This is a genomic window from Pigmentiphaga daeguensis (assembly GCF_039523035.1).
Classification (GTDB): Bacteria; Pseudomonadota; Gammaproteobacteria; order Burkholderiales; family Burkholderiaceae_B; genus Pigmentiphaga; species Pigmentiphaga daeguensis.
On the sequence record NZ_BAAAEN010000004.1, the window covers coordinates 267,654 to 285,733 of the forward strand.

General features: G+C 67.1%; 19 protein-coding genes. 8 read left to right on the top strand and 11 right to left on the bottom strand.

What is annotated here, in order from left to right:
* The first annotated feature begins 94 nt into the window (after nucleotides 1-94).
* Entirely contained in the window at nucleotides 95-541 is a 447-nt protein-coding gene (locus ABD104_RS07995; RefSeq protein ID WP_243724625.1) for a TM2 domain-containing protein, read from the top strand.
* A gap of 7 nt (nucleotides 542-548) precedes the next feature.
* On the opposite strand, the gene ABD104_RS08000 is transcribed toward ABD104_RS07995, so the two are convergent.
* Nucleotides 549-1,685: a PA0069 family radical SAM protein gene (locus ABD104_RS08000; RefSeq protein WP_243724624.1), complete on the bottom strand. Its 1,137-nt coding sequence runs from the start codon at nucleotides 1,683-1,685 to the stop codon at nucleotides 549-551.
* A gap of 120 nt (nucleotides 1,686-1,805) precedes the next feature.
* On the opposite strand from ABD104_RS08000, the gene ABD104_RS08005 reads away from it, so the two are divergent.
* Nucleotides 1,806-2,672 carry an alpha/beta hydrolase gene (locus ABD104_RS08005; protein ID WP_338618426.1) on the top strand — a complete coding sequence of 289 codons (867 nt, stop codon included), beginning with the start codon at nucleotides 1,806-1,808 and terminating at the stop codon, nucleotides 2,670-2,672.
* 39 nt (nucleotides 2,673-2,711) lie between these two features.
* On the opposite strand, the gene ABD104_RS08010 is transcribed toward ABD104_RS08005, so the two are convergent.
* Nucleotides 2,712-3,413 (bottom strand): GntR family transcriptional regulator, encoded by a 702-nt coding sequence (locus ABD104_RS08010; RefSeq protein WP_087840996.1) that lies wholly within the window; start codon nucleotides 3,411-3,413, stop codon nucleotides 2,712-2,714.
* 201 nt (nucleotides 3,414-3,614) lie between these two features.
* Here ABD104_RS08010 and ABD104_RS08015 point away from each other — a divergent pair, with 201 nt between their 5' ends.
* From ABD104_RS08015 to ABD104_RS08030, 4 genes are read left to right on the top strand one after another with little or no spacing between them, the layout of a single operon-like run.
* On the top strand, nucleotides 3,615-4,604 hold the full coding sequence (locus ABD104_RS08015; protein ID WP_338618424.1) for a Bug family tripartite tricarboxylate transporter substrate binding protein: 990 nt from the start codon (nucleotides 3,615-3,617) through the stop codon (nucleotides 4,602-4,604).
* Nucleotides 4,605-4,622: 18 nt separating this feature from the next.
* Complete coding sequence (locus ABD104_RS08020) at nucleotides 4,623-5,369, top strand: SDR family NAD(P)-dependent oxidoreductase (protein ID WP_338618423.1); 747 nt, start codon at nucleotides 4,623-4,625, stop codon at nucleotides 5,367-5,369.
* Between the two features lie 30 nt (nucleotides 5,370-5,399).
* Nucleotides 5,400-7,544, top strand: a complete 2,145-nt coding sequence (locus ABD104_RS08025; RefSeq protein WP_343927343.1) for an ATP-dependent helicase — start codon at nucleotides 5,400-5,402, stop codon at nucleotides 7,542-7,544.
* Nucleotides 7,541-7,930 (top strand): YbaN family protein, encoded by a 390-nt coding sequence (locus ABD104_RS08030; RefSeq protein WP_425543320.1) that lies wholly within the window; start codon nucleotides 7,541-7,543, stop codon nucleotides 7,928-7,930. The genes ABD104_RS08025 and ABD104_RS08030 overlap by 4 nt, the downstream gene beginning before the upstream one ends.
* A gap of 92 nt (nucleotides 7,931-8,022) precedes the next feature.
* Here ABD104_RS08030 and ABD104_RS08035 read toward each other — a convergent pair whose 3' ends face one another.
* The 7 genes from ABD104_RS08035 to ABD104_RS08065 are packed head-to-tail and all read right to left on the bottom strand — an operon-like array spanning nucleotide 8,023 to nucleotide 14,854.
* Nucleotides 8,023-9,345 (bottom strand): sulfate adenylyltransferase subunit 1, encoded by a 1,323-nt coding sequence (locus tag ABD104_RS08035; protein ID WP_343927344.1) that lies wholly within the window; start codon nucleotides 9,343-9,345, stop codon nucleotides 8,023-8,025.
* Nucleotides 9,345-10,259, bottom strand: a complete 915-nt coding sequence (gene cysD / locus ABD104_RS08040; protein ID WP_087840991.1) for a sulfate adenylyltransferase subunit CysD — start codon at nucleotides 10,257-10,259, stop codon at nucleotides 9,345-9,347. The genes ABD104_RS08035 and cysD overlap by 1 nt, the downstream gene beginning before the upstream one ends.
* Before the next feature lie 3 nt (nucleotides 10,260-10,262).
* Nucleotides 10,263-11,009 carry a phosphoadenylyl-sulfate reductase gene (locus ABD104_RS08045; protein WP_087840990.1) on the bottom strand — a complete coding sequence of 249 codons (747 nt, stop codon included), beginning with the start codon at nucleotides 11,007-11,009 and terminating at the stop codon, nucleotides 10,263-10,265.
* Between the two features lie 3 nt (nucleotides 11,010-11,012).
* Complete coding sequence (locus ABD104_RS08050) at nucleotides 11,013-12,071, bottom strand: sulfate/molybdate ABC transporter ATP-binding protein (RefSeq protein ID WP_087840989.1); 1,059 nt, start codon at nucleotides 12,069-12,071, stop codon at nucleotides 11,013-11,015.
* A gap of 22 nt (nucleotides 12,072-12,093) precedes the next feature.
* On the bottom strand, nucleotides 12,094-12,993 hold the full coding sequence (gene cysW, locus ABD104_RS08055; RefSeq protein ID WP_279813691.1) for a sulfate ABC transporter permease subunit CysW: 900 nt from the start codon (nucleotides 12,991-12,993) through the stop codon (nucleotides 12,094-12,096).
* The gene (gene cysT / locus ABD104_RS08060) at nucleotides 12,990-13,868 is read right to left on the bottom strand and encodes a sulfate ABC transporter permease subunit CysT (protein WP_371696078.1); all 879 of its coding nucleotides are present in this window, start codon (nucleotides 13,866-13,868) and stop codon (nucleotides 12,990-12,992) included. The genes cysW and cysT overlap by 4 nt, the downstream gene beginning before the upstream one ends.
* Nucleotides 13,869-13,876: 8 nt before the next feature.
* Nucleotides 13,877-14,854 (bottom strand): sulfate ABC transporter substrate-binding protein, encoded by a 978-nt coding sequence (locus ABD104_RS08065; protein WP_243724631.1) that lies wholly within the window; start codon nucleotides 14,852-14,854, stop codon nucleotides 13,877-13,879.
* Nucleotides 14,855-15,146: 292 nt separating this feature from the next.
* Here ABD104_RS08065 and ABD104_RS08070 point away from each other — a divergent pair, with 292 nt between their 5' ends.
* A complete protein-coding gene (locus tag ABD104_RS08070; RefSeq protein ID WP_087840986.1) occupies nucleotides 15,147-16,106 on the top strand; it encodes a CysB family HTH-type transcriptional regulator in 960 nt (319 codons plus the stop codon).
* Here ABD104_RS08070 and ABD104_RS08075 read toward each other — a convergent pair whose 3' ends face one another.
* Together ABD104_RS08075 and ABD104_RS08080 are read right to left on the bottom strand one after the other, a co-directional pair.
* Complete coding sequence (locus tag ABD104_RS08075) at nucleotides 16,107-16,514, bottom strand: DoxX family protein (RefSeq protein ID WP_087840985.1); 408 nt, start codon at nucleotides 16,512-16,514, stop codon at nucleotides 16,107-16,109.
* 77 nt (nucleotides 16,515-16,591) lie between these two features.
* The gene (locus ABD104_RS08080) at nucleotides 16,592-17,236 is read right to left on the bottom strand and encodes a peroxiredoxin (protein ID WP_087840984.1); all 645 of its coding nucleotides are present in this window, start codon (nucleotides 17,234-17,236) and stop codon (nucleotides 16,592-16,594) included.
* Nucleotides 17,237-17,462: 226 nt separating this feature from the next.
* On the opposite strand from ABD104_RS08080, the gene ABD104_RS08085 reads away from it, so the two are divergent.
* Nucleotides 17,463-18,080 carry an RBBP9/YdeN family alpha/beta hydrolase gene (locus tag ABD104_RS08085; protein ID WP_087840983.1) on the top strand — a complete coding sequence of 206 codons (618 nt, stop codon included), beginning with the start codon at nucleotides 17,463-17,465 and terminating at the stop codon, nucleotides 18,078-18,080.

Below are 18,080 nucleotides of genomic sequence, written 5' to 3' on the forward strand. Positions count from 1 at the left end.
AGCCCTAAAGTATAGCCCGGCCTGCTGGGCCTAGCAAGCAAGGATGCGGTAAAGTCCTTCAAAATCAAGGTCTTCTACGATGGATTCCCACCACATGTCCACATCTTCCGCCGACGATAAATCCCATATCCTTCCGCCGACCCGGAGTTTCCGCCACAAGACCGTGGCGGGACTGCTGGCCGCCGTGCTGGGCTGGGCCGGTGCGCATTGGTGGTACCTGGGCCGCCGGCACGGCTGGATCGTGCTGCTGTTCTCGCTGATCATGATAGGCACGGCGCTGCGCAGCGAAGCGTGGTATTTCCATCCCGCCTTCTTCCTGTTCCTCGTCCCGGCCGTCGCCGGCTTCATCGAAGCCATCGTCCTGTGCCTGACTCCCGACGCCAAGTTCGACGCCAAATACAACCCGGGACAGGCACGGCAAACGCGTACCGGCTGGGGGCCGGTATTGGTGGCCGGCATCACGCTGGCCGTGGGTACCGCCATCCTGATGCTGGGCATCGTGCTGCTGTTCCAGAGCCTGTTCGAGGGCATTCCCGCCTGAACGGGCCCTAGCCGAACAGCGGCATCTGGCCGGTGTCGGCGGGCGGTTCCTTGCCACGCGGCGAGCGGGGCGGCGGCCTGAACAGCCCTGTCTCCAGCTCGATGCGCCGGTCCGCCAGCCCGTGCCGGCGCGCGGCACGCCCGAAGCGCTGCGCGACCAGGTCGGCCCAGATGCCCTGGCCGCGCATGCGGCTGCCGAAGCGCGCGTCGTTGAGCTTGCCGCCGCGCAAGTCCTCCAGGCAGTGCAACACGCGGGCCTTGCGGTCGGGAAAGTGCGCTTCGAGCCAGTCCGAGAACACGTCCTTGACCTCCCAGGGCAGGCGCAGCATGGTGTAGAAAGCCGCCCGCGCACCGGCTTCCTTGGCCGCTTCCAGCACATGCTCGATGTGGTCGTCGGTAATGAAGGGAATGACGGGCGCCAGCGACACGCCGACCGGCACGCCGGCACCGGCCAGCGTCCGCACGGCTTCCAGCCGCTTCCATGGCGCCGCCGCGCGCGGCTCCAGCGTCCGGGCCACGTGTCCGTCCAGCGTACCGATCGATACGTAGACGGCGACCAGCTTCAGTTCCGCCAGCCTGGCCAGCAGATCGACGTCGCGCGCAACCAGTCCCCCCTTGGTGACCAGTGACACGGGATGCCGGGTTTCCAGCAGCAGTTCCAGCAGCCCCCGGGTCAGTTTCCACTGGCGCTCGATGGGCTGGTAGGCGTCGGTGGCCGAGCCGATGTTGATGACGTCCACCCGGTAGCCCGGGCGGCCCAGTTCGGCCCGGAGCGCCTCGACCGCGTTGGCCTTGGCGACGAGCCGGGTTTCGAAGTCCAGGCCGGGCGACCATCCCAGGTAGGCATGCGTGGGCCGCGCGAAGCAATACACGCAGCCGTGCTCGCAGCCGCGATAGGGATTGATGGCGCGGTCGAAGGGGATGTCCGGAGAGTCGTTGCGGGACAGGATCTTGCGCGCGCGCTCGATGGCGACCTCGGTCCGCAGCGGGGGCGGCTCTTCTTCCGGAGCGGCCCAGCCGTCGTCCACGGCGTCGCGCCGGTCGCCCTCGAACCGGTGCCTGACGTTGAGCACGGCACCGCGCCCGCGCTGCGGGACGGGAGGCGCCTGGGGATAGCCGTCTTGCGGCGAGTCATCGTGTTCCACACGCAATACTGTATATCCATACAGTATTGCGCACAATTGGCCCCCTGGTCTTTCAGCAAAAAATATTTTCCATAAAAATATATAATTTCTATAATTAATTAGAAATTCTCGGGACAACCCATGGACCACGCCCCGCTCTTCGCTCAACCTCCCCTGCCCTTTCCCGCCGCGCAGCGCTACGAAGACACGGTGCTGGAATGGGCCCGCGACCTGGATGCGGGCATCTTGCGCGCCCGTGACCTGGCCTATGGACCCGATCCGCAGCAACGCTACGACGTGTTCGCCGCCGGCGGCATGCGCGGCGCGCCGGTGCTGGTGTTCTGGCACGGCGGCGGCTGGACCAACGGCTACAAGGAGTATGTGCACTTCATGGCCGAGGCGGTGGTCCGGCGGGGACTGGTGTTCGTCGCGCCCACCTACCGGCTGGCGCCCCGGCACCGCCTGCCCGCCGCGTTCGACGACGCGGCCCTGCTGCTGGGCGAACTGCGGCGGACCGTGGGCCGGTGGGGAGGCGATGGCCGGAATCTCTACCTGTCGGGGCACTCGGCCGGCGGCGGCACCGCCGCGATGGCCGCCCTACGCAAGCGGGCCCTGGAGCGAGCGGGCGTGCCGCCCGGCGACATCCGCGGCTGCCTGCCCATCAGCGGCGTCATGGACCTGCACCATCCCTGCCCCGAGCCCGACAGCCTGGAGGAGCGGGTGTATACCACCCTGCTGGAACAGCCGTGCGAGGACGCGCTCATGAGCGCCATCAGCTGGACCGCCGGCAATCTCGTGCCGATGATGGCCAGTTATGGGGAGCGGGACAGCGCACGCGTGATCGGCGCCAATACGCGCATGTACGAACTGTTGAAGCACCAGCCGGCCGACGCCGGGCTGCACGCCTGGGAAGGCCTCGATCACTTCGACACACATCTGATGCTGGCCGACCCTGGCCATGCCTGGTATGGACACCTGGAGGCCCTGGTGGCGCGGACCAGCCGCTAGGATCGTTCACGCCAAAAGGCGCCTCGCGCAGGCCCCAGGCTACTCGGCGAAGCGCTCGCCCAGCACCTGCGCCGTACGCATCAGATGGCTGCGCAGCAGCTCGCAGGCCAGGCCGGCGTTGCGGGCCAGGGCCGCTTCCATCAATTGCGCGTGTTCACTCATCACGTCGTCCTCGAGCTGTTGCGCCGAGGATGTGTAGGCCAGCCGGATCCGGCGATAACGCTCGGAATGATCGATCAATTGCTCGTCGATGCGCATCAGCCACCTCGACCGCGCCGCGGCCAGCAGCGCGGCGTGGAACCCGCGATGGGCAGCTTCCCACAGTTCCACCGCCACGAGATCGTTGGGATCCTGGGGCAGGCGCGCCCGCGTCAGCTTGTAGTAGGCGGCCGTGATGCCGGCCCCCCAGTCGTCGTCGCCGTGTTCGATCGCATCCTGGAGCAGCAGCGTCTCGATCGAGGTGCGCGCGTGCATCAGGTCGATCATGTCGTCCCTGGACAAGGGCGATACGCTGAAGCCGCGCTGGCCGTCATTGCTGACCAGGCCTTCGCCGGACAACTGCATGAGGGCTTCGCGTATGGGGCTGATGCCCAGCTCGTAGCGCTGCTGCAAGGCCTGCAGCCTGAGCTTCTGGCCGGGAGCCAGCGCGCCGGCGATCACGTCGGCGCGCAGGTGCTGGTACGCCCGCTCGGACATGGTTTCCGAAGCCGCCTTGGGGGCGGGCGTTTCCGCTGATCGCATGAGGGTAGCGCTCCGACGACGGTTGAATATATACAAAATCCGTTATTCATAAATTTTAGCCGATGAGCTTGTTTCATTGGTGGCTCATCCAATGCCAGGGTTTATCCTTAAATTCATACGAGAAAAAATAATTTATATTTTTTTAACTTAATATATTTTACTAACTTAGTATAAATTTCCGCGGAACCTACAGGGAAAGCCATGACCGATCTCGCAAGACGCACCACGCTCGCCGCCTTCGCCGCGGCGGTTTCCCTGGCGGCGCTGTCCGCCCCCGCCGCGGCGGCCGGCTATCCCGACAAGCCGGTGAAAATCATCGTCGCCTACCCCGCGGGCGGCGACACCGACGTGCTGGCCCGCTGGATAGGCGAAAAGCTCAGCGCCAGATGGGGCCACCCCGTCGTGGTCGAGAACCGCAGCGGCGCGGCCGGCTCGATAGGCAGCGCCTACGTCGCCCGGTCCGCCGCCGACGGCTACACGCTGCTGCTGGCGCCCAACACGCTGGCCATCGTGCCCCATGTCCTCAAGCCCGGTACCGGCGCCGACTACAACGTCCAGGCCGACTTCACGCCCATCGCCGAGATCGGCACGCAGTCGCTGTTCCTGGCCAGTTCCCAGCAATCCGGCGTGAAGTCGGTCAAGGACGTGGTGGCGGGAGTGAAGGCGGGCACGCTGCAAAGCTATGCCAGCCCCGGCGCGGGGTCGCCCATGCACATACTGGCCGAGCTGTTCGACAAGGCGGCGGGTACCCGGATCAACCAGATCCCGTATCGCGGCAGCGCTCCGGCCATCGTCGACCTGGTGGGCGGACAGGTTCCGCTGATGTACACCACCCTCGGCCCCATTACCTCGTATGTCGCCAACGGCAAGCTGCACCTGCTGGCCGTGGCGGACCCGCAGCGCTCGCCCTTCGCGCCCGACGTCCCCACCTTCGCCGAACTGGGCTACAAGAACGTCGAGGTCGGCGCCTGGCAGGCCCTGCTGGGGCCGCGGGGGCTGCCGGCCGAGGTCGTGCAGAAGCTGAACGCGGCGGTGAACGAGATCATCAAGATGCCGGACATCGTTTCCCGGGCGGCGGTGATGGGGCTCACGCCCACGGGCGGCACGCCCGATGCGCTGGCCCGGCGCATCGCCGCCGACGACACGCGCTACGCCCGCATCATCAAGGAATTCGGCATCCAGGCCAACTGAGCGATGAAGGAACAGAACATGCACGACGCACGTCCCGCCGGCAAGGAAATCGCCTACGTCACCGGCGGCGCCTCGGGTATCGGCTACGCGACTGCCAGGCGCCTGGCCGTGGCGGGATTCCGCGTGGCCATCCTGGACCTGGGCGAGGACCGGGTCCAGGCGGCGGCAGGAGAACTGTCGGCGCTCGGGCTGGACGCGCAAGGCTACGTGGCCGACGTGCGCGACCGCGAGGCCTTGGCCGGCATCATGGACGGCGAAGGCCGGGTCGACGTGGTCGTCTGCGCGGCGGGCGTCTACACCCCCCGCCAGTTCGACGAAATCTCCGACGAGGACTTCCGGCGCACCGTCGATGTCAACCTGCTGGGCGTGTTCGTGCCCGCGCAGGAAGGCGCGCGCCGCATGCGGCCCGGCGGCCGCATCGTGACGGTGTCGTCGCGGGGCGCGCTGGGCGGCTACGGCTTCGCCGACTACGTCGCATCCAAGGCCGGGGTGATCGGCCTGACCCGGGCCATGGCGCTGGAACTGCGTCCGCGCCGCATCGCGGTCAACTCGATCGCGCCCGGTTTCACCGATACCCCGATGACCCGCACCATGCCGCCCGACCAGTACGCGAAGGCCGTCGCGCTGGAGCCCGGCGGGGCACCGGCGACGCCGGACGACATCGCCGTCGCCATCGAGTTCTTCGCCTCGCCCGCGACGAAGTTCATCACCGGCCAGACCCTGTTCGTGGACGGCGGCAAATCGCTGGGTGGCCTGGGCATCTGATATCCGGGCCGGCGGTTTACACTTCCCGCCATGAGTTCCCTATTGCTGACGCCGGAACAGCGGCAGATCGTCTCTCAAGCCGGCCAGTTCCTGCTGATCGACGCCGTGGCCGGCTCGGGCAAGACCACGACCCTGGCCCAATGCGTGGCCCATCGCGAGCGCCAGGGCACGCCGGCCGACGGCATCCTGGCGCTGGTGTTCACCGAGGCCGCCCGGCAGGTCTTTCTCCAGCGCCTGGCGCAGGCCGGTGCGTCGCGCTCGATCCGGGTCGCCACCTATGCGGAGTTCGCGCGGGGGCTGCTGGCCGATTGGCAGGCGCAAGGCCTGATCGACGGCGCCGAGGATTACCTTCCCGATGCCGAAGCCATGCGGCCCTGCGTATTCGAGGCCATCGAGGAAGCGGCGGCCGACCCGCAGGCGGACCGGGAATACGGCTATGACCTGAACAACCTGCACGCCGAGGTCATCATCAACCAGTTGTCCCGGCTCAAGGGCACGCTGGCCTTTGCCCGCTTCGCGGACGCATCGGACGCGGAACTGGCCGAAGAACTCGACCTGCCGCGCGGACTGCTGTCCATCTGCCGCACCTACGAACGGCTGCGCCGGATCGACGCCGGTCATTTCGCCTTCCAGAGCGAACACGATCTCGTCACCGACGTGCTGGCCATTGCCGACGAGCTGGGCGAGATCGTGTCCCTGCCCTGCCCCGCGCTGGTCGTGGCGGACGAATGGCACGACGCCAACGCGGCCCAGATCAGCCTGCTGCGCAAGCTGACCGGCCCTCGCACCCGCATCATCGCCGCCGGAGACAAGGAGCAGGTCGTCCATTCGTGGAACGGCGCCGACCCCCGCTACATGGGCGAGGCCTTCGAGCATCTCTTTCCCGGCACGCGGCGCCTGCCGCTGACCAGCTCGTTCCGCTGCGGCCCGACGCTGGGCGCCTGCGCGCAGGCCCTGACGGCCCAGGTCTTCCAGTCCGGACGATCCGAAGACACCGAAGTCGACATCGTGCGCTACGGCACGGGACCGGAAGACGATTGCTGCAGCCGGGTGGCGGATGCGCTCGCTGCCCTGCTCGAATCGGGCGCCGCGCGCAGCCTGGGCGATTGCGCCGTGGTGCTGCGCGACGCGCATCAGAGCATTGCCCTGGAGAACGCGCTGATCGCGCGTGACCTGCCCTATGCCACGGACGGCTGCCAAAGCTATTTCGATCGCATCGAGATCCTGATGCTGCGCGGCATCCTGCACATCGCGCGGCTGTCGATGGCGCCGGTGCGCGACCGTGGTGAAGTCAAGGCCATCCTGCGTGCGCTGGGCCTGTTCGCCGGCCTGGACTACACGGAAAGCGAATGGGCGGATGCCGAGCGCACCATCGCCACCGACCCCGAGACCATCCGCTATTTCTACAGCGGCCGGCTCAGCCGTACCGCGGACGCGCAGGAAACGGTGGATCCCGCCACTCGCCGCTGGCGCGCCCGTTTCGCCGAAGTCTGCGACCATCTCATCGCCCGGGCGCCCTCGCTGTCGGCCGGCGAATTGCTGACCCACGCGGCGGCGGAACTGCAACTGGCCGACGTCACGCGCCGCCTGTTCGTGCACAGGCTGGACGCCCAGGCCGTCGCCCGCTCCATCGACGGCTTCATTTCCTATGCAGACGCCACGGGGCTGGATGCCACCGGCCTGCTGGAGCACTTGCACCAGGCCCAGCGCCGCAGCGGCGCGCTCAAGAAGAACCGGCAGCCGCTGGTCCTGACCACCGCCCGCGCCGCCAAGGGCAAGGAATGGCGCTTCGTGCACATGCCCTTCATCGCCGACGGCGAGTTCCCGCAGGCGCACGCCGACCCGGCCGAGGAACGCCGGCTGTTCTACGTCGCCATGACGCGGACCAGCGAAAAGCTGTTCCTGTACACCCCGCAAGGCCACGACAGTCATTTCATACGCGCGCTCGACCTGCCCGCGGCCCGCGCGGCCGCGCGCACCCGGCCTGCCGCTGCCGCCGCACCGACCACGCCGCCCCGCGTCTACCTGGACGTTCCTTACGGAGAAAAGGATGCGGCCAAGCAACTGGGCGCGCAGTGGGACAACGTGCAGCGGAAATGGTGGATCTCGCCGGCCATGCCTCGCCGGCTCTTCGCCAAATGGCTGAGCGCCGACGACGGCCAGGGCCGGCCGTGAAACCCTGTTCCGATCCGGGCATCGTCGTCCGCGGCCTGATGCTGCTGGCGGCGCTGCTCTGCCTGGCCCTGGGCATCGTCGGCATCTTCGTGCCGGGCCTGCCGACCACGGTCTTCGTCCTGCTGGCGGCCTGGTTCGCGGCCCGTGGATCGCCCCGCCTGCTGGCCTGGCTGGAACGCCACCCGGTCTTCGGCGCCATGATCCGCAACTGGCGCACGGACCGCTCCGTCAGCCGCCGGGCCAAATGGAGCGCCACCATCACCATGGCCCTGTGCGCCGCCATCCTCTTCATCGCCCCCGTGCCGCGCTGGGCCGCCGGACTGTCCACCGCCATCATGCTGACGGTGGCCATATGGCTATGGATGAGACCCGAGCCACACTGCTAGGGAACCCACCCCCTACGCCCTTCGGGCGCCCCCTCAAGGGGGCGGCGCTGGCGGACCGGCAGAGCCGGATCCGCGGCGCCCTGGGATACCAGTCAGTGCGCGGAGAGAGATGTCAGCCGGATCAAGCCGGCCGCGGCCGTCTGGTGCGTGGCTTCGTCGATCAGGATGAATGCCCCGGTGGCCGCGATGTCGTCGTAGGCGTCCAGCGCCAGCGCATCGCGGGTGGCGATTTCCACGCGGCCGATGTCGTTCATCGCGAACGGCGCGTCGGCCGCCGGGACCTCGCCAAGCTCGTGGATGTCGCGCCGCGCCAGCACCGACTTGATCTTGGCCGAGGTCAGGCGAGTACCGTGCTTGAGCAGGTACTTGCGCGCGGGATTCAGGGCCTGGGTATCCAGCCAGCAGATCTCGGCCTGGAACTGCCGCGCCACGGCCGCCGGCGCCGACGCATGCACCAGCACATCGCCACGCGACACGTCCACGTCCTCGTCCAGCACGACGGTGACGGAATCGCCGGCGACGGCGGCCTCCACCTCCCCGCCGTGGACGACCAGCGACTTCACCGTCGCCGCCACGCCCGAGGGCTGGACCAGCACGCGGTCGCCCACGGCCAGCGTGCCGCTGGCGACCTGTCCCATGTAGCCACGGAAATCGTCGGCCCGGTCGCCGCCATGGCGCGCGACCAGTTGCACCGGGAAGCGCAGGGCCTTGCCGGAAGCGTCCGTGCGCACATCCAGCGCCTCGAGCAGTTCGAGCAGCGCCGGCCCCTGGTACCAGGGCGTGCGTCCGGACTTGCCGACGACGTTGTCGCCGGTCAGGGCCGACAGCGGCAGGACGTGGAAGCCGGCGATGCCCAGCTTCGCGGCCAGCGCCGCATAGGCCTCGCGGATGCGCTCGAACACCTCGCGGCTCCACTCGACCAGGTCCATCTTGTTGACCGCCACCACGATGTGGCGGATGCCCAGCAAGTGCGCCAGGGTACTGTGGCGCTTGGTCTGCGTCAGCAGCTGGCCATCCGCCGCCCGGGTCGCGTCGATCAGGATGATCGCGACGTCTGCCGTGGATGCGCCGGTCACCATGTTGCGCGTGTATTGTTCGTGCCCCGGGGCGTCGGCGATGATGAACTTGCGCACCGGCGTCGAGAAATAGCGGTACGCCACGTCGATCGTGATGCCCTGCTCGCGCTCGGCTTCCAGCCCGTCGGTCAGCAGCGACAGGTCGATGGTATCGCCCACCGTGCGCTTGTACTTGGCGCGCGAGATCGCGTCGAGCTGGTCGGCGAAGATGCCCTTGCTGTCGTACAGCAGCCGGCCGATCAGCGTCGACTTCCCATCGTCCACCGAACCGGCGGTGATCAGGCGCAGCACGCCCTTGTCGGCGGCGGAAAAAAATGCGGAATCGGTCATGGCGTTCATCAGAAATATCCTTCCTTCTTGCGGCGCTCCATCGAGGCTTCCGAGGTCTGGTCGTCCATGCGGGTGGCGCCGCGCTCGGTGATGTCCGTCACCGCCGTCTCGGCGATGATGGCCAGCGGATCCGCGGCCTCGGAGGCCACCGGGCAGGTGCACGAAATGTCGCCCACCGTACGAAAACGCACCGTCAGATTCTCGACCGATTCGCCCTCTTGTGGCGGCGTGAGCGGCGTCACCGGCACCAGCAGGCCCTTGCGCCGCACCACGTCCCGCTGGTGCGCGTAGTAGATCGACGGCAGCGCGAGGTTCTCGCGCGCGATGTACTGCCACACGTCCAGCTCGGTCCAGTTCGAAATGGGGAACACGCGCATGTTCTCGCCGGCGTGGACCCGCGTGTTGTACAGGTTCCAGACCTCGGGGCGCTGGGCCTTGGGATTCCATTGGCCGAACTCGTCGCGGAACGAGAAGATGCGTTCCTTGGCGCGCGCCTTTTCCTCGTCCCGGCGGGCGCCGCCTATGCAGGCGTCGAAGCCGAATTCCTCGATCGCCTCCAGCAGCGTGACGGCCTGCGCGGCGTTGCGCGAATCGGTCTCCTTGCGCAGCACGACCGAACCGCGCGCGATGGAATCCTCGACGCTGCGCACGATCAGTTGCTCGCCCAGCTCGGCGGCGCGGGCATCGCGAAAGGCGATGACCTCGTCGAAGTTGTGGCCGGTATCGATGTGCATCAGCGGGAACGGGAACTTGCCGGGCCGGAAGGCCTTCTCCGCCAGCCTGAGCAGCACGCATGAATCCTTGCCGCCGGAAAACAGCAGAACGGGCCGGGCACACTCGGCCGCGACTTCGCGCATGATGAAGATGGCTTCGGATTCCAGCCAGTCGAGATGGCTGCGCGTGGTGTTCAGGATAGCGGGCATGATTCAGCCTGATTGCTTGGTTGTGACGACGGAGACCGGGATGGCCGACAGGTTGCCGGCGTGCAGTCCGCACTCCTTGGAGTCGGACGATTCCCACCACCAGCGACCCGCGCGCAGGTCCTCGCCGGGCCGGATGGCGCGGGTACAGGGTTCGCAGCCGATCGAGGGATAACCCCGGTCGTGCAGCGGGTTGTAGGGAATGTCCAGCGCGCGGATGGCGGCCCAGACTTCCTCCTGGGTCCACAGCGCGAGCGGGTTGTACTTGTGCAGCCCGAACACGGGATCGGGCTCGTCCAGCGGCAGTTCACCGCGGGTCACCGCCTGTTCGCGCCGCTGCCCCGTGATCCAGGCGCTGCGGCCCGCCAGCACGCGCCGCAGCGGCTCGACCTTGCGGATCTCGCAGCAGGCCTTGCGCAGCTCGACGCTTTCGTAGAAGGCGTTCAGGCCATGGGTGGAAACGTAGCGCTCGACGGCGGCCGGATCGGGCCGCACGACACCGATGCCGCGGCCGTAGCGCCCCGCGATGCGGTCGACCATCGCGACGGTCTCGGCGTTGAGCCTGCCGGTGTCCAGCGTGAAGATCTCGATGGCCAACCCGCCATCCAGGATGGCATGGGTCAACAGCATGTCCTCGGCGGCCAGCGACGAGGCCAGCGCCACGTCGGCATGCGCGCGGGCGATGCCGCCCAGCCGGTCGACCAGTTCGGACCAGCGTTGCGACGGGAAGGAAGAAGTGGTCACGGCGGCCATGGCTCAGGTAAGAAAGACTTGCGCGTTGCGCGGCTTGACGACCAGCGCCTCGCCGCCCTTCAGGTCGAGCTGGCGGAAGACCTCGGCGGGCAGTTCCACCTCGACCGGCTGGTCCGACCCCTGGCGGGTGAGTTCCAGGTAGGCGCTGGGCCCCGACAGGTAGGCGCGGTTGAACGTGGTGACCAGGCCGATGTCGCCATCGCTGTAGCGCTGCACGTCGAATTCGTGCGGCCGGATGTAGGCCGTGGCCTTGGCATGCTGGGCGTCGGCCAGGTCCGGCGTGGGAATGGTCAGCCCGTCCGCGTGCAGCACGCCGGCATGGGCCTGCCCGTGGAACTGGTTGACGTCCCCCAGGAAACCATAGACGAAAGGCGTGGCGGGCCGTTCCCAGACCTCGGTGGGCGTGCCCACCTGCTCGATGCGGCCCGCGTTCATCAGGACCACCCGGTCGGCCACCTCCAGCGCCTCTTCCTGGTCGTGGGTGACGAACACGCTGGCCACGTGCAGTTCATCGTGCAGGCGTCGCAGCCAGCGGCGCAGTTCCTTGCGCACCTTGGCGTCCAGCGCGCCGAACGGCTCGTCCAGCAGCAGCACCCGCGGCTCGACGGCCAGCGCCCGCGCCAGCGCGATACGCTGGCGCTGCCCGCCCGACAGCTGCGAGGGATAGCGGTCGGCCAGCCAGTCCAGCTGGACCAGGTTCAGCAACTGGTGGACCTTGTCCTTGATCTGCGCCTCGGACGGGCGTTGCCCGCGCGGTTTGACGCGCAGGCCGAAGGCGACGTTCTCGAACACGGTCATGTGGCGGAACAGCGCGTAGTGCTGGAACACGAAGCCGACCTGGCGTTCGCGCACGTGCACGTCGGTGGCGTCTTCACCCGAGAAATAGACGCTGCCCTCGTCGGGCGTCTCGAGCCCGGCGATGATGCGCAGCAGGGTCGTCTTGCCGCAGCCCGACGGCCCGAGCAGCGCGACCAGCTCGCCCGACTCGATGTGCAGGGACACATCCTTGAGGGCATGGAAGTTTCCGAAACGCTTGGAGAGATGACGAACTTCGATACTCATGTCTTTTACCTTCCCGGGACGGTCAGCCGGCCACCTTCAGTTGCAACGGCGCGGCGCCTGGAAATTCGGAGGGGAGCGCCTGGTCCTTGAGTTGCCGGCCGCCGCGCCACTCGACCACGCTCTTGAGGACCAGCGTGACCAGGGCCAGCAGCGCGAGCACCGAGGCAACCGCGAACGAGGCTTGATAGGCATATTCGTTGTAGAGGATTTCCACGTGCAACGGAATGGTGTTGGTCAGGCCGCGGACATGGCCCGACACCACCGATACCGCGCCGAATTCTCCCATGGCCCGGGCGTTACACAGAATCACCCCGTACAAGAGGCCCCATTTGATGTTGGGCAGCGTCACGCGGCGGAACATCTGCCAGCCGGAGGCGCCCAGGGTAAGCGCCGCCTGTTCTTCCTCGCTGCCCTGGGCCTGCATGAGCGGAATCAGCTCGCGGGCGACGAACGGGAAAGTCACGAACAGCGTGGCCAGCACCACGCCGGGAACGGCGTAGACCACCTTCAGGTCGTAGGCCTTGAGCAGCGGTCCCAGCCAGCCGTGCGAGCCGAACAGCAGCACATAGATCAATCCCGCGACCACCGGCGAGACCGAGAACGGCAGGTCGATCAGCGTGACCAGCGCCTGCTTGCCGCGGAACTGGAACTTGGTGATGGCCCAGGCCGCCGCCACGCCCAGCGCCAGGTTCAGCGGCACGGCGATGGCCGCCACCAGCAGCGTCAGCCGGATCGCGGCCAGCGCGTCGGGCTCGACCAGGGCTTGCGCATACAGCTCCCAGCCCTTCTTCAGCGCCTCGGAGAACACCACCGCCAGCGGCAGCAGCAGGAACAGCGCGAGAAAGCCCAGCGACACCACGAGCAGCAGGCGCCGCACCCAGGCGGGTTCATCGAGGTGGACGGGCCGGATGGAGTTGCTCATAGGTTCTTCCCCAGGCCGCGCCGCGCCTGCCACCATTGCAGCAGGTTGATGAACAGCAGCAGCACGAAGGACAGCAGCAACATGACCAGGGCGATCGAGGCCGCGCCGGCATAGTCGTACTGTTCGAGCTTGGTGATGATGAGCAGCGGCGTGATCTCGGACACCATGGGCATGTTGCCGGCGATGAAGACCACCGAGCCGTACTCGCCCACGGCCCGCGCGAAGGCCAGCGCGAAGCCGGTCAGCAAGGCCGGCAGGATCGTGGGCAGGAGGACCTTCAGGAAGGTCTGCAGGCGGCTGGCGCCCAGGCTGGCCGCGGCCTCCTCCAGTTCGCGCTCGGCGTCCTCCAGCACCGGCTGCACCGTCCGGACCACGAACGGCAGACCGATGAAGATCAGCGCCACGACCACGCCCAGCGGCGTATAGGCCACCTTGATGCCCAGCGGCTCCAGCCAGCGGCCCATCCATCCGTTCGAGGCATACAGCGCGGTCAGGGCGATGCCCGCCACCGCGGTCGGCAGCGCGAACGGCAGGTCCACCAGCGCGTCGACGATCTTCTTGCCCGGGAACTCGTAGCGCACCAGCGTCCAGGCCACAGCCAGCCCGGCCACCAGGTTGACCAGCGCCGCCAGCAGCGCGGCGCCGAAAGTCAGCCGGTACGATGCCAGCACGCGGGGCGCGGTCACCGCCGTCCAGAACGTCTCCCAGTCCAGGGTCGCGCTCTTGAAGAACAGCGTGGACAGCGGGATCAGCACGATCAGGCTCAGGTAGAACACGGTGAAGCCCATGCTCAGCCCGAACCCGGGCAGCACGCCGAAGCGCCGCGCCCGCCCGGGCCTGGCCAGCGGCGGGTGCAGGATGCCGAGAGTGGAAATGGAGGCCTTCAACGCTTGCCCGGCTGGTAGAGCTGATCGAACGTGCCGCCATCCTCGAAGTGGGTCTTCTGGGCCTTCTGCCAGCCGCCGAAGACGTCATCGATCGTGATCAGGTTGACCTTGGGGAACGCCGAGGCGTACTTGGCGGCCACCTCGGGATTGCGGGGACGGTAGTAGTTCCTGGCGATGATCTCCTGCGCGTCCTTGGTGTACAGGTACTCCAGGTAGGCCTGCGCGGCCTGGCGCGTGCCTTTCTTGTCGACGTTCTTGTCGACCACGGCCACGGGCGGCTCGCACAGGATGGACAGCGAGGGCGCGACGATGTCGAACTTGTCCGGCCCCAGTTCCTTCAGCGACAACAGCGCCTCGTTCTCCCAGGCCAGCAGCACGTCGCCCTGGCCGCGTTCGACGAAGGTCGTGGTGGCGCCGCGCGCGCCGCTGTCGAGCACCGGCACGTGCTTGAACAGCTCGGCGATGAACTCGCGCGCCTTGGCCTCGCTGCCGCCCGGCTGCTTCAGGGCATAGGCCCAGGCCGCCAGGTAGTTCCAGCGCGCGCCGCCCGAGGTCTTGGGATTGGGCGTGATGACCGAGACGCCGGGCTTGATCAGGTCGCCCCAGTCCTTGATGCCCTTCGGGTTGCCTTTGCGCACCAGGAACACGATGGTCGAGGTATACGGCGAGCTGTTCTGCGGCAGCCGCTTCTGCCAATCGGCGGGCAGCAGGTTGCCGCGCGCGTGCAGGGCATCGATGTCATAAGCCAGGGCCAGCGTGACCACGTCGGCGTCCAGGCCGTCGATGACCGAGCGCGCCTGCGCACCGGAACCGCCATGCGACTGGCGGATGGTCAGGTCCACGCCGGCCTTTTTCTTGTATTCGGCCGCGAACGCCTTGTCCAGATCCTTGTACAGCTCGCGCGTCGGATCATAGGAAACGTTCAGCAGGGTCTGCTTCTGCTGTGCCGCAACAGGCGACACGGCGGCCGCCATGGCCAGCACGGCGATACCCAGGGTCCTTCCCAGCAATCCGGCCATCCGAGGCTCCATTCCATCTTTTCGAGGAATGCATGGTCGGTCACAAGCCCCATGCTTGGGAACGACATCTTGGATGGTTACTTATTTCCGACCGGTATAAACCCGCCCCGGCACAGAACAAATACGCCGTTATGCCCGGACGCGCATTAGATCATTTTCAAATTTTCGTTCTGATTTTTTTGTTTGCGACGCAACATGGCTGATCGCCGCCGGCCTCCGTCGCGCCGGCCCGAGCAGGAGAACCACCTTGAATTTCCAGCAACTGCGCTCCGTCCGCGAAGCCCTGCGCCGCAATTTCAACCTGACCGAGGTTGCCAACACCCTGTACACCTCGCAGCCGGGCGTCAGCCGCCAGATACGCGAGCTGGAGGATGAACTGGGTACGACGATCTTCGAGCGCGCCGGCAAGCGCCTGACCGGGCTGACCGAGCCGGGCAAGGAAATCGTCACGATCATCGAACGCCTGCTGCTCGAACAGGAGAACCTCAAGCGCGCGGCCCAGGAATTCAGCGCCCGCGACCAGGGGCGGCTGACCATCGCAACGACCCATACGCAGGCCCGCTACGCGCTGCCGGTGGTCGTGCAGGCGTTCCGGCGCAATTTTCCTCAGGTCCACCTGAACCTGCAGCAGGGCTCGCCCCTGCACATCGCCGAATGGGTGGCCAGCGGCCAGGCCGACATCGGCATCGCCACCGAAGGGCTGCAGGCCGACGGCAGGTTGTCGACCTTCGCCGGCTACCGGTGGAACCACGTCATCGTCGCGCCGCCAGGGCATCCCATCCTGGCGCGCGAGCGGCCCACGGTCGAGGAACTGGCCCGGCATCCTCTGATCACCTACGACACGGGTCTGACCGGCCGCTCGCACATCGACGAGGCCTTCTCGCGCGCCTCGATCGTGCCGGACATCGTGCTGACGGCGATGGACGCCGACGTGATCAAGACCTATGTATCGGCGGGCCTGGGCATAGGCATCATCGCCGCCATGGCCTACGACAGCGAGGAAGACACCAAGCTGCGGTCGCTGGCGGCCGACCATCTGTTCGCCTCGAACATGACGCGCCTGGCGGTGCGCCGCGGCGCCTATCTTCGCAATTTCGCGATCGCCTTCATCGAGATGTTCGCGCCGCACCTGGATCGCGACACGATCACCGCGCAGCAGGACGAGGACACGGCGGCGGCCCGCCAGCCTGAACCGGCCGGGGCCTGATCAGTTCAAGGTGCCGCCCTTGCCGCCGGCGCTGAAGCGGCCGGCGCCGATCAGCGCGATGACCAGGCCGCCGCAAAGGTAGAGTCCCTGGAGCTCCAGCGTCCAGGCCCCGTTCTTGGCCACGGTGAATACCTGGTTGGAGTGGGCGAGCGCGATGGCCACGACCATGTTGATGGCGACCAGCAGGCCGCCGAGCCGGCTGTACAGCCCCACGAGCAGCAGGATGGGGGCGACGATCTCGCCCACGTAGACGAAATAGGCGAGGAAGGCGGGCAACCCGTGCGAGGCGACGAGCCCCTTCACGAAGCCGATGCCGCCGATGACCTTCGGAATGCCATGCATGAGCATGAGCACCCCTACGACCACGCGCAGCAGGAGTTTTCCGAGATCGTCGGCGGTCTGGAGCATGGGAGTCCTGTCGAAAGGAAACGAAGGCCCGCATTACAGCACATGTGCGTGACACGGGCACTTCTTCCGCCGCGGACTTACTCCTTGTTGGGCTGGGGCGTGGTGCGCAGGTAGGGCCGCACCACCTTGTAGCCCTTGGGAAACTTCTGCTTGAGTACCTCGGGATCCTGCAGCGAGGGCACGATGATGACGTCTTCGCCGTCCTTCCAGTTCACCGGCGTCGCAACGCTGTAGTTGTCGGTAAGCTGCAGCGAGTCGATCACGCGCAGGATCTCGTCGAAGTTGCGCCCCGTGCTGGCGGGATAGGTGATGATGAGCCTGACCTTCTTGGCCGGGTCGATCACGAAGACCGAGCGCACCGTGGCGGTGGCGCTGGCATTCGGGTGGATCATGTCGTAGAGCGTGGACACCTTGCGGTCGGCATCGGCCAGGATGGGGAAATCCACCCGGGTGTTCTGCGTATCGTTGATGTCGCCGATCCACTGCTGATGGGAATCGACCGGATCGACCGACAGCGCCAGCACCTTCACATTGCGCTTGGCGAACTCTTGCGCGAGCTTGGCGGTATAGCCCAGTTCGGTCGTGCAGACCGGCGTGAAGTCCGCCGGGTGCGAGAACAGCACGCCCCAGCTGTCGCCGAGGTAGTCGTAGAAATGAATACGTCCCTTGGAGGAATCCTGTTCGAAATCGGGAGCGGTGTCGCCCAGACGCAATGCGGTCATGTCGGTCTCCTACGTTTTCAAATGAAGCATTCTGGCGTTCCGCCGGGGAAGCGGGAACAAATGTTTGCACATAACCATATAGCTTTCCACCATAAAGGAAAGCCGGATACTTATTTTTTCATATAAGGACGTTACCCGGCGCGGCGTACCGCCAACGAAGCTGCGGTAATTAACAAACGCAAAATTCTTCGTTCCCAGTAATGAACGGGGACGCCATCATGCGCTCATGCGACTGCAACCCTTGATCGTCCCAGGTTGGAACAACTCCGGGCCCGGCCACTGGCAGAGCCTGTGGGAGGCCTGTCTGCCGCGCGCGGTGCGCGTGCAGCAGGCCGACTGGGCCTCGCCCGACCTGCATGACTGGACCGCGACCCTGGCCGCCGCCATCGAAGCGGCGCAGCGCCCGCCGCTGTTGATCGCCCACAGCCTGGGCTGCATCACGATATGCCACCTGCCGCTGCGGGTGCGCGAGAAAGTGGCGGGCGCCCTGCTGGTAGCGCCCGCCGACGTCGAGCGGCCGAACGCCCCGGCGCGGCTGCGCTCGTTCTGCCCGGTGCCGATGCAGACGCTGCCCTTCCAGAGCGTGGTGGTCGCCAGCACCAACGATCCGTATTGCTCGCTGGATCGGGCCCGCGAATTCGCCGAGGCCTGGGGCAGCCGCTTCGAGCAGCTCGACGATGCCGGCCACATCAATGCCGAATCGGGGTACGGCGCGTGGCCCCAGGGGCTCAAACTGCTGGCTGCCCTGCGGCGCAGGTCGCACTGGCGCATCCCGGTCGCCCCCTGCCGTACGCCTCCGCTGCCGCCGTCCCTGGCGCCCGGCCATCACCGCCCATCCCCCTGA